The following is a 10,754-nucleotide window of genomic DNA, read 5'->3' on the forward strand; positions in this document are numbered from 1 at the left end:
ATCTTGTAATTCGTTCATGCAATGAAGCCTCGAGAATGATGCGCTTCTATGACAGACAACCATCTGTCGGGGTCACGCGCCAGATGCAGATACCCGGTTTTCCATGCCGGAGGAATTCTCAGCAGCCCAGGGGGTCCACCTTAGTAAGGCCTACAGTATGAGGAATTGCCATGACTGAATCACGACGTCCGTACGATGCGGTGCAACCCGAGCCCATCGATGACAACGAAGACCGCATGGGCTCGATGCATGAGCTGGATTTCGACGAGGAAGAACCCAGCGCCAAAATCGGCGACGAGCTGCCGCAAACGGAGCGTGAACGCCTGATGCCTCGGGAACGCGTACGTGAAGCCGGCATGACCGGTGCCTCGACCGATGACCATGAGTCCACCGACGACGACATGAGCCCGGAAAACCTGATCCGTGAAGACGGCGCACGGGATGCTCATGAGGCCGGCGAAGGCGAACAGGCCGATTGGGATTTGAGTATTGTCGATGAAGACGACATTGGCGGTGGTAATGGGCTGGATGAAGCGGAAATGGCGCAACGCGATCCGATAGACGGTAATCGTTGATTCTCTAGCGCCTAACAAGCCGCCATCGCGAGCAAGCTCGCTCCCACAGTGGATCTGTGTCGTACACAAATTTCGTGACTGACATAAAACCTGTGGGAGCGAGCTTGCTCGCGATGGCGTTTCGACGATGCGTCTAAGGCTCAATCCACCAAAGTGCAGGCCATGACGACAGCATCTTCCCGCCCACCCACCGCCGGGTAGTAATCGCGTCGACGACCAATCTCGTTAAACCCATAACGCTCATACAACTTGAACGCGCCACGGTTGCTGTCACGCACTTCCAGAAAACACTCCCGCGCCTTGGCGTCATACGCCCGGGACATTAAATGCTCCAGCAACGTCAAGCCCAGGCCACGGCCCTGGTTCTCCGGTTTGACGGTGATGTTCAGCAGATGCGCTTCATCAAGGATGATCTGCACCACCCCGTGGCCGACCTGCTGCTGGCCTTCAAACATCACCCATATCTGATATTTACCCAGCCCATCGAGAAAAATCCCGCGAGTCCAGGGATGGCTGTAAGCCGCGTATTCGATTTTCAGTACAGCGTCCAGGTCCGCCTCGATCATTGGGCGGAACGATACAGCGTCACTCATTCGATTCTTTCCAACGCGCCATCAGCCGACGCATGGCTTGCCAGACATCAGCCTTACGCTGTGGCTCTTCCATTAATAATTCCAGACCCGGCAGGGCCCAGACCGAGCCCAGGCCTTCGACCTGGAGTTCACGGTTGAAGGATTCGGCGTTCGCCTCACCGGCGAAACGCACCGCCGGCAAGCCGATCAGCCACACGCAGACACACGGTGCGTCTTCCAGCCGGGCCGAGAGAAAACCTTGCACGAAGTCGCGAGCGGCTTCCGGGCCTTGATCCATGGTGCCCCGAGACAACAGCGGCCAACGCACCGGCTCGCCGACGATCTGCGGGCTGTCCGGCAGACCGGCGGCGCGCAGCATGTCTTTGAGCAATAGATAGGCAGGGTCACGGGTCTGGAACGATTCGCCTGTGGGTAACTCCACCAGCAGCAGGCAACGCCCGGCCCGCAGCAATTGCAGAGCGAAACGCGGTGGCGGCACGACTGGCGCCTTGGTCACAACCGGAGCGGCCTCTTCTTCAACCTTGGCATTCGTGCGCGTGCTGGCCAACGATGGCCGTGGCACCTCGATTTTCACCCGTTCGACCGGTTTGGCCACAGGTTCCACGGGCGCCTCAGCCACTGGCGCCGGCGCCACCGGGGCGACGACCAACGGTTCGGGCATCTCCAGCAGTTCGGGGCGCGAGGGCGCAGCAAAGGGCAATTCGGTGCGCGGCAGCCAGTTGACCACCTGCATGGCGGTCAAATAAGCGCGGCGACGGGACTCGATAAGCAAAGGTCGGCCACTTGTGGATAACTAAAGTGCGGTGATTCTACCGCCCTTCGCTCAAGATCGCCCACGCTTGATCGATAGAAAGCCAACTGTCCGTCCCGAGAGTGAATCGCAACGGGCGTGATGCAGTACAATCGCTGCTTTTAATTGCCAACCAGCCGGCCATTCCGATGATCGAACCCAAGCGCGTCTTGCGCGCCCTCGCTGAACACTGGGCACTTCTGGAGCCACTGTGCGAGCACTTCGACCAAGGCACCTTGAGCCTCAACGAATTGCGTTCACAGTTGGCCGCCCAGCAACTGGACAGTACGCCGCAGGACATCACCAGCCTGCTGGACGTGTGGATCCGCCTCGACATTCTGGTGCCCGTGGCGAAAAGCCCGAACCGTTTCGAGCTCAACGCGCAAATCCACGACTTCCTCGCTTACCTGCGCCGTGAGCACCGTCTGGGCCTGTGCCTGGAGATCGAAGCCTATTTGCGCCACCTCGAACGCCTGGCCGGTTATATCCAGGACGCCTTCGACATCCGCGACGGCCACGACCTGGCGCGCCAGTTGCGCCTGCTCGACATGCGCGTACGGGACGTATTGAAGAAACTCGCCAACGACGAACAGGCCCTGGTGGCCGTCGCCGAGCGCGCCAAGACCAGCGACCGGCAGATTCCCCTGCGTCAGCGTTACGCTGAAGTGCTGGCGACCTGGGACGAATACGTCGAGCCGATGATTCAGTTGGTGAACGCCGACGGCGCCTTCGAACAAGGCGTGCGCAAGGTCGAAAACGTCCTGCTGAAGATGCTCACCGAACAGCAGCGCCTCGGCCACCTGGTCGATGACGACATGCTGCTGCGCACCCACGCGCGCATCCTCGAAATGCAGACCAGCGCCCAGCTGACCCTGCGTCATGCCCGCGAACTGCTGCTGCCGCTGCGTGAAGAAGCCCGTCGACACAACGCCGTGACCCGCGGCGCGGCGCTGGCTTTGTCGGCCATCCGGCGCAAAGGTATCGATGCGGTGCCACAAGCGGCGATGCCGATGTTCACCCGACCGCAAAGCACGTTCCTCGGCAGTGCCAGTCAGGTCGAAGCCTACGTTTATGCTTTGGCCCGTTTCGAGCCGAAACCGGCGCGCTTCCCCAAGGCCCACAAGACGCAGAAAGGCGAAACGCCGCGCGCGCCACGCACGGTTCGGGAAATGCTCGAACGTTGCGAAGACGCCCTGCCGATGCCGGACCTGATGACCTGGTTGCTGGAGCAGGAACCGGACGGCGCCACCGACGAATTGCTTTATTGGTTCTCGCGCCTGTCGCGGGAAAAGCGCTTCACACGCGAGCGTCTGGAACGCCGCGATTACCACACTCACGAGCACCAGGTCAGCCTGCGCTCCTTCGCCCTGCTCTCGGCCCGCGACACCGCCGAGGATTCTGCGAGCACTCCAAATGCATCTTGATCTATCCGAACTGTCTCAACTCGCGCCGATTTTTCGCGAGCTGTTCAAGGGCTACCACGTCAGCCGCCGCGACCCGGAGCTGTACGCGCAACTGTCGAACTTCCAGGACCAGTACCGCACGCTGTTTCGGGCGTTGGGCTATGAACTGGTCTGCGACACCCGTGGCTTCTATTACTTCGTACCGGACCTCGCCGCTGCGGCGGTGAACAAAACCGCGCAACGTCTGGCGTTGTTCACGTTCATTCTCGTCGAACACCTGGCCGACCAGGGCCGCGACCCGGTCGCTGTGCTCGACGGTGGCAGCCTCGGCCGCGATGAGTTGCCATCGCTGCTGGAGAAATACCGCGACCTGTTTATCCAGGCCGAAGTGCAGACCGTCGAAGAACTCGAAGAAAAAATCATGCGCCGCATGACCCAACTCGGTTTCGCCGGCGAAGAAAACGGCATCTACCGTTTCCTGCCGCCGATGCACCGCTTCCTCGATGTCTGCCTGTCGGTCCAACAAGACCGTGATCTGGCCGCCAGCCTGCATAGCGTCTTGCCTCTGCCGGTTCCGGTGCTGATCGATGACGACAGCGACGAAAAGCTTTTGGAAACCGATGACCCGCTCGATCTCAGCGACTTTGCTGAAGAAAGCGAAGAAGACGCCATGGCCCGCGCCATTGCCGAAGAACAGGAGACCGACGCATGAGCAAGGAACGCTACGGCATTCGCCGCTTCGCCCTTTTGAACACCGCCGGTTACAGCCTCGGCCTGTTCCCGCTGGAAGAACCGTTGTCGGTTTACGGCGCGAACAACCTCGGTAAATCCGCCTCGATCAACGCCTTGCAGTTCCCGATTCTGGCGCGCATGTCGGACATGAGTTTCGGCAAGTACAGCCTGGAACAATCCCGTCGTTTCTACTTCGCCTCGGACACCAGTTACATCCTGGTCGAAGTCTCGCTGCCTCACGGTCCACATGTGATTGGTGTGGTCGGTCGCGGCCCGGGCGGTGGTTTCGGTCACCAGTTCTTTGCCTACGCCGGCAAACTGGATCTGGCCCATTACCAGAAAAACGACACCTGCCTGCGTCAGAAAGAATTGTTCACCAACCTTGAGCGCGAAGGCCTGAAAGCCTACGAGCTCAAGCCGGATGAACTGCGTCGCTTGCTGGTGGGCGGCCACACGTCGATCCCGCTGGACCTGACGCTGATCCCGTTGCGCTCCACCAGCGAGCAGAGCCTGAAGACCTTCCGCGCACTGTTCATCAACCTGCTGCACATGCGCGAAATCACCGCAGCCAAGCTCAAGCAACTGTTTCTCGATGCGTTCGAACACAGCCTGCGTTCCGGTAGCGTCGACTACATCGCCGCGTGCGAAGAAGCGTTCCGCGATGTACGACGCATGGAGCAGGACTACAACTCGCTGGTGACTGCCGGCCCATTGGTCGAAGCCCTTGCGGCAGGCGTGACCCAGCGCAATATCCTGCGCGGCAAACTGCACCGGATCTCGCCACTGCTCGATTCCCTGCTTGGCACCTGGTCGGACTACGCCAGTGCGCGCAAGGAAGAACTGACGATTCAGGCCGAGCACTACCGCAACGAGCAAGACGCGCTGCAAAACGATCAGCGTGGCGGCACTCAGGAGCTGATGCGCCTGGAGCGGGAAATCACCGGCATCCAGCGCTGGCTTGGCGAGTTGTCGGTGCTCAAGCATCGCTTCGCCTTGGTCACTGACGTCAAAGTCCTGGAGCAGCAACTGCTCGCGGCCAAGGACGCGCACGACGAACTGGCCGGTGCGCTTGCGCAGTCGCGACAGTTCAGCGCCGAAGATCTGGAAGAGCGTCTGCGGGACCTGGAAAAACGCCTGAAGTCGGTGAAACAGCAACTCGATCACGCCGACAACAACAGCTACGCTCGTCTGCGTGAAGAGTTCTCGCAACAGGATGTCGAGCGCCTGATGCGTTTGTTCAACAGCGCGTTGTTCAGCCTGCCGTTGGGTGAGCACGGTATTACGCTGGACGAGGACGGCCAGTGGGTCAAATCCATGGAACTGATTCTCGACGGCTTCAAGGGCGAGCGCTTCGAAGTGCCGGGCCTGTCCATCGACATCTCGCACATCGAGCCGCCGGCCCTGCAAGCCTTGGCTGACCGCGCCGCATTGCGCGATCAGAAAGAGCGTCTGGACAAAGAACTCAAGCAACTGAAAACCCAGCAAGCCGTGGCAGCCGACCGCGCCGCGAGCAAGACCCAGACCGAAGCGCTGTACCAGCAAGTGCTGGATGCGCAGAAAGCGCTGGAAGATTTCCGCCGCGCGCAAACCCTGAGCGCCGAGGAAGGCGACAAGCTGGAGCAACTGGCGCAGATGGAAGCGGCGCAGGACGAGTTGAAGCGTTCCAGCGACGCCTTCACCGAACGCGTCCAGCAACTGTCGGCCAAACTGCAACTGGTCGGCCGGCAGATCGGCGACATGGAAGCCAAGCAACGCACCCTCGACGACGCCCTGCGCCGCCGTCAGCTGTTGCCCGCAGACCTGCCGTTCGGTACGCCATTCATGGACCCGATCGACGATTCCATGGACAACCTGCTGCCGTTGCTCAATGACTATCAGGACAGCTGGCAGGGTTTGCAGCGCAGCGATGGTCAGATCGAGGCGCTGTACGCTCAGGTCCGCCTCAAAGGCGTGGCCAAGTTCGACAGCGAAGACGATATGGAGCGTCGCCTGCAACTGCTGATCAATGCGTACGCGCACCGCACCGACGAAGCCCTGACCCTTGGCAAAGCCCGTCGTGCGGCCGTTACTGACATCGCCCGGACCCTGCGCAACATCCGCAGCGACTACGACAGCCTTGAGCATCAACTGGCGTTGTTCAACCGCGAGATCAACAAGCGTCAGGTCTCCAACCTGCAAAGCTTCCGCATCGTGCTTGCACCGAACAAGGAAGCGCTAAAGCACATCGACCAGATCATCCACAGCGCCGGCCAGTATGAAGAAGGCGAAACCCTTTCGGTCTTCGACCTGAGCCAAAGCGCGGATCAGGACAACAAGAACGAAGAAGCCAAGGAATACCTGGCGCGTCTGGTGGCGGCTAACCACAACCAGCTCGGTCTCAAGGACTTGTTCGAGCTGGCGTTCGAGATCACCAAGGTCAACGGATCGCCTGTGATTCACACCGACATCGATGGCGCCGCATCCAACGGCACCACGATGACCATCAAGGCGCTGACCAACATGTACTTGTTGCTGCACTTGATGGACCGCGACCAGGCCGGTCGCGTGCGCCTGCCGTACTACCTCGACGAGGCAGCGGACATCGACGAGAAGAACCAGGCAGCGCTGTTGGAAACCAGTCTGCAACTGGGCTTCGTACCGATCCTGGCGAGTGTGAAGCCGCAGGTCTGCGCCAGTGTCGCCATCGACCTGGAAGGCGGCAGCGGGCCGAACGGGATCTACATCGACGAGGCGGACTGGAAGTACATTCGTCGTCACGATGAAGTGAAGGCTGCCGTTAATGTTGAAGCGGATGAACCGGAGCTGGATGCGGTCTGATTTGCGTTAATCGAAGGCAGTAAAAAAGGCCGCGATCCAATGGATCGCGGCCTTTTTCATGCCTGCTGTTTTGGGCTTACTTGCCGATTGAAATCTTCGGCGCCCAGGTCAGCCATTCATCTTCGAACTTATCGAACAGCGGGAACGTTTGCTCAGCTCGCGCCGGACTGCCCATGCGCTCGCCGTCCGGCGTGGCGAAAGCGATGCCGCCCTGAATCAGCGTCTCCAGCGATTCGGTACGCATCGTCGCCCCTTTGAACAAGCCGTAATCAAAGCCAAAACCACTGGAGTTCCAGAAACGCGTGCCGCTGCGCACCAACGGCGCGTACTTCGGCTCGATCAGGATGTGCACCAACACACGGTCCGCCGTCTGGCCCAGCTCATAACCCGTCACTTTACCCACGGTGATTTCGCGATAGGTGACCGGCACACCTGTTTTCAGCGAACCACGGCGGGCAGCGCTCAACACCAGACTCAAACCGGCTTCTTGTTTAGCGGTTTCCGGCGGATTGGCCAGGGCCACGAAATTTTTCTGCGGGCCGAGGTTCTTCGCGGCCGGTTGCACTTCGATGTATTGTCCAGTGACCAGCGTTTCGAGGTTGGACGTCTTGATCAGACCCAGTTCAGGTTTGACGACCCAGAACTGACTGCCGACCCGAGCGATACGCTCCGGAACTTCTGTGATTCGTGCAGTCAGCAGCACTGATTGCAGGTCATCGCTGAGGTCGACGTCTTCAATCTTGCCGACATCCAGGCCTTTGAAGCGAATGGGCGTGCCACTGCGCAAACCATCGGCGCGATCAACCCTGATCGTTACCACGGCGCCTTTTTGCGTCGCGTCATCATGACTGGCGAACAAACGGAAACGCGGAATCCGCTTCTGCAACGGCGCCTTGGCTTCCGGGGTTTCGAAGGCAATGCCGCCGGCCATCAGGCTTTGCAGCGACTCACTTTTGACCTGGATTCCGCCGGTCAGTCCACCCGTGAGCGTGATACCGCTGGCATTCCAGAACCGTGTCGAGGCGTTGACCAGCCCTTCGTATTCCTTCTCGATATGCACACCAATCACCAACTGCTTTTTAGTGCGTGAGAACTGATAGCTCTGGACCGAACCGACCTTGACCTGTTTGTAGAGAATCGGGCTTCCGACCTCCAGCGAACCGAGGTTTTCGGTGAACAGCACCAGGTGCAATCCTGGCGCACGCAAGTCGAGCGGCGGTGCCTTCGGCCGTGCCACAAACTCGCGCTGCGGTGCGGCGCCTTTGTCTCCTGGACGCACGGCGATGTAGTTACCTTTGACCAACGCTTCGAGACCGGTGATACCGGCAAGCGAGATCGACGGTTTGACCACCCAGAATTGGGTTCCTTCGACCAGGTAATCTTCAGCCAGAGGATCGAGGGTCAATTCGGCGGTGGCACTGGATAGATCAGGATCGATCTTGAGCGCTTTCAGATTGCCGACCTGGATGCCTTTGTACATAACCGGTGTGCGACCCGCCTGCATTCCTTCGAAGTCGCTAAGTTTGACCTTGACCCGAATACCGGCGGCGGCTGCATCGAAATCTTCGTAGAGACGGAATGGCAGACTCGGATCGGTGGGCGGACTGTCCTTGCGGTTCTCCGGCGTGGCGAACGCGATACCTCCGGCGACGATGCTCGCCAGGGACTCGCTGCGCACCTTCACACCCGACAGGTTGGCGTCGATGCTGATGCCGCTGGCGTTCCAGAAACGCGTGTGTTTGCGCACCAGCTTGGCGTAGGTGGGCTCGATGAAAACTTTGAGTTCGACGGTGCTTTGGTCTTCGGACAGCAGATAACTTTTGATCTGGCCGACCCTGATCTGCTTATAGAACACCGGGCTACCGCGATTGAGTGAACCGAGGCGATCAGCCTTGATGGTCAGGTGCAGACCGGGCTGGGCGTCCGACAGCGGTGGCTCTTCGGCCAAGGCTTTGAACTTGCGCGTCGGCTCACCCTCGCCCGGGCTTATCGCGACGTAGTTACCCGAGACCAGCGTCTCCAGGCCAGTGATGCCGGCCAGGGTCACGCTCGGCTTGACCAGCCAGAAACGGGTGCTGGTCCGCAGGTATGGCTCCACGTCCTTATTCATCTCGACGGTGGCGATCACGCCTTTAGAGTTGCCTTCGTCATCGAGTTTGAGGGTCTTCACCTTACCCACCGACATGCCTTTGTAGACGACTTCGGTCTTGTTGGCCTGAATGCCTTCACCACTTTCGAAACGCACCTGAATCTCGATGCCAGTCTCATTGTAGGCACGCCAGCCGAGCCAGCCGCCGATGATCAGGGCGATGAGGGGCAACACCCAAATGGCTGACCAGTTCGAGGCCGGTCGGGTTTTTGCTGTAGGCAAATCAGTCATGGTCGTCGTCCGACTCCGTGTTATCCCAAATCAGTCGGGGATCGAAAGTTACTGCGGCAAGCATCGTCAGAATCACCACACTTGCGAAAGCGATGGCGCCAAGATTGGCTTCGACGCTGGCAAGCCGTCCGAAATTCACAACCGCCACCAGGATGGCGATCACAAAAATATCGAGCATCGACCAGCGGCCAATGAACTCAATAAAGCGGTACATCCAAATGCGTTGGCGAGCCGACAGTGGCTGGCGGCGCTGCACGGAAAACAGCAGCAGTGCGATGCCCACCAATTTGAACGTTGGTACCAGAATACTGGCGATAAAAACCACGGCGGCGATTGGAATCATGCCGTGTTGAACCAGTTGAATCACACCGGACATGATCGTGCTGGGATCCCCCTGCCCCAGTGAACTGACGGTCATGATCGGCAGCACGTTGGCCGGGATGTAGAGAACCGCCGCGGTAACCAGCAACGCCCAGGTACGCATCACGCTGTTCGGGCGACGGGCGTGAACCAGGGCACCGCAACGGGTGCAGACCTGTTCGTCAGTGTCGGCTTCCTGCTTGTTCAATTCATGGCATTCGGCACAAATCAGAATGCCTGCATCAATCGCCCGCATGGGCATCCTCTCCTGATAAAGCCTGCCAGATCTGATGGGGCGACATCACAACCTCCAACCAGACCTGAACCAACAACAAACCGATAAAGCACGCCAGGCCAAGCCCGACGGTAATTGCTGCCATATCTGCCAGTTTGACGATCGCCACCAGTACGCCCATGAGGTAGACCTCGAGCATCCCCCAATCGCGTAAATGGTGATAAATGCGGTAGAGCAACAGGCCGTAACTGCGTCCGATATCAAAACGAATACTCAGCAGTACAACCAGTTGGCACAGCAACTTGAGCAGCGGGACTCCCATGCTGCAGAGAAACACCACGACTGCAACGCCCTGCATTCCGGTATCGAACAGGCCAACAACGCCGCTCCAGACGGTGTCATGCGATGACTGCCCGAGTAGATGGAGCTGCATGATGGGTAAAAAGTTCGCCGGGATATACAACAACAGAGCGGCGAGAACCAACGCGAGACTGCGCTGTACGACGTTATGCCGATGGGCGTAGAGCTCGTAACCGCAGCGCGGACAGAGGGCTTTCTCGCCATGGGCGAGTTCGGGCTTGCGCATCAGCAAGTCGCACTCATGACACGCTACCAAGTCGTCCAGCGGTAAATCTGACAGCCCAGGGGCGTCAACCGGATCTGGCATAAAGGCTCTGGCTCCGAAAAAGTTGGACCTATTCTAGTGTCATGGATCGAAAATAACTGTGCAAATTTGTGCTTTAACTGAAAGCCACTTTCCTGCGGGCAAAACAAAACCCCTACCTGCATACGCAGATAGGGGTTTCGGAATTTAATCTTGACGATGACCTACTCTCACATGGGGAAACCCCACACTACCATCGGCGATG

The 10,754-nt window shown here is 59.1% G+C and carries 9 protein-coding genes; 4 read left to right on the forward strand and 5 right to left on the reverse strand.

What is annotated here, in order from left to right:
- The first annotated feature begins 170 nt into the window (after positions 1-170).
- On the forward strand, positions 171-575 hold the full coding sequence (locus WLY71_RS26775; RefSeq protein ID WP_347805952.1) for a serine kinase/phosphatase: 405 nt from the start codon (positions 171-173) through the stop codon (positions 573-575).
- Between the two features lie 140 nt (positions 576-715).
- On the opposite strand, the gene rimI is transcribed toward WLY71_RS26775, so the two are convergent.
- Both rimI and WLY71_RS26785 read right to left on the reverse strand, forming a co-directional pair.
- Complete coding sequence (rimI, locus tag WLY71_RS26780; RefSeq protein WP_347805953.1) at positions 716-1,168, reverse strand: ribosomal protein S18-alanine N-acetyltransferase; 453 nt, start codon at positions 1,166-1,168, stop codon at positions 716-718.
- Positions 1,161-1,901 carry an energy transducer TonB gene (locus tag WLY71_RS26785; RefSeq protein ID WP_347805959.1) on the reverse strand — a complete coding sequence of 247 codons (741 nt, stop codon included), beginning with the start codon at positions 1,899-1,901 and terminating at the stop codon, positions 1,161-1,163. Before WLY71_RS26785 ends, rimI begins: the two co-directional genes overlap by 8 nt.
- A 206-nt stretch (positions 1,902-2,107) precedes the next feature.
- Here WLY71_RS26785 and mksB point away from each other — a divergent pair, with 206 nt between their 5' ends.
- Genes mksB through mksF form a run of 3 tightly spaced genes read left to right on the forward strand, consistent with a single transcriptional unit; the run spans position 2,108 to position 6,910 of the window.
- Positions 2,108-3,382: an Mks condensin complex protein MksB gene (gene mksB, locus WLY71_RS26790; RefSeq protein ID WP_347805954.1), complete on the forward strand. Its 1,275-nt coding sequence runs from the start codon at positions 2,108-2,110 to the stop codon at positions 3,380-3,382.
- Positions 3,372-4,073 (forward strand): Mks condensin complex protein MksE, encoded by a 702-nt coding sequence (gene mksE, locus WLY71_RS26795; protein ID WP_347805955.1) that lies wholly within the window; start codon positions 3,372-3,374, stop codon positions 4,071-4,073. The genes mksB and mksE overlap by 11 nt, the downstream gene beginning before the upstream one ends.
- Complete coding sequence (mksF, locus tag WLY71_RS26800; RefSeq protein WP_347805956.1) at positions 4,070-6,910, forward strand: Mks condensin complex protein MksF; 2,841 nt, start codon at positions 4,070-4,072, stop codon at positions 6,908-6,910. Before mksE ends, mksF begins: the two co-directional genes overlap by 4 nt.
- Before the next feature lie 76 nt (positions 6,911-6,986).
- Here the strand turns inward: mksF and WLY71_RS26805 are convergent, their stop codons facing one another.
- The 3 genes from WLY71_RS26805 to WLY71_RS26815 are packed head-to-tail and all read right to left on the reverse strand — an operon-like array spanning position 6,987 to position 10,552.
- A complete protein-coding gene (locus WLY71_RS26805) occupies positions 6,987-9,290 on the reverse strand; it encodes a PqiB family protein (protein WP_347805957.1) in 2,304 nt (767 codons plus the stop codon).
- Positions 9,283-9,906 (reverse strand): paraquat-inducible protein A, encoded by a 624-nt coding sequence (locus tag WLY71_RS26810; protein ID WP_008145542.1) that lies wholly within the window; start codon positions 9,904-9,906, stop codon positions 9,283-9,285. The genes WLY71_RS26805 and WLY71_RS26810 overlap by 8 nt, the downstream gene beginning before the upstream one ends.
- Positions 9,893-10,552, reverse strand: a complete 660-nt coding sequence (locus tag WLY71_RS26815) for a paraquat-inducible protein A (RefSeq protein ID WP_347805958.1) — start codon at positions 10,550-10,552, stop codon at positions 9,893-9,895. The genes WLY71_RS26810 and WLY71_RS26815 overlap by 14 nt, the downstream gene beginning before the upstream one ends.
- Positions 10,553-10,754 lie beyond the last annotated feature (202 nt).

The organism is Pseudomonas rossensis, assembly GCF_039888995.1.
In the GTDB taxonomy this organism is placed as follows: Bacteria; Pseudomonadota; Gammaproteobacteria; order Pseudomonadales; family Pseudomonadaceae; genus Aquipseudomonas; species Aquipseudomonas rossensis.

Excerpts from the sequence above, each read along its gene's own strand:
- WLY71_RS26775 (WP_347805952.1), top strand. The coding sequence starts at position 171 with ATGACTGAATCACGACGTCCGTACGATGCGGTGCAACCCGAGCCCATC.
- rimI (WP_347805953.1), bottom strand. The coding sequence starts at position 1,168 with ATGAGTGACGCTGTATCGTTCCGCCCAATGATCGAGGCGGACCTGGAC.
- mksB (WP_347805954.1), top strand. The coding sequence starts at position 2,108 with ATGATCGAACCCAAGCGCGTCTTGCGCGCCCTCGCTGAACACTGGGCA.
- mksF (WP_347805956.1), top strand. The coding sequence starts at position 4,070 with ATGAGCAAGGAACGCTACGGCATTCGCCGCTTCGCCCTTTTGAACACC.
- mksE (WP_347805955.1), top strand. The coding sequence starts at position 3,372 with ATGCATCTTGATCTATCCGAACTGTCTCAACTCGCGCCGATTTTTCGC.
- WLY71_RS26815 (WP_347805958.1), bottom strand. The coding sequence starts at position 10,552 with ATGCCAGATCCGGTTGACGCCCCTGGGCTGTCAGATTTACCGCTGGAC.
- WLY71_RS26785 (WP_347805959.1), bottom strand. The coding sequence starts at position 1,901 with ATGCAGGTGGTCAACTGGCTGCCGCGCACCGAATTGCCCTTTGCTGCG.
- WLY71_RS26805 (WP_347805957.1), bottom strand. The coding sequence starts at position 9,290 with ATGACTGATTTGCCTACAGCAAAAACCCGACCGGCCTCGAACTGGTCA.
- WLY71_RS26810 (WP_008145542.1), bottom strand. The coding sequence starts at position 9,906 with ATGCGGGCGATTGATGCAGGCATTCTGATTTGTGCCGAATGCCATGAA.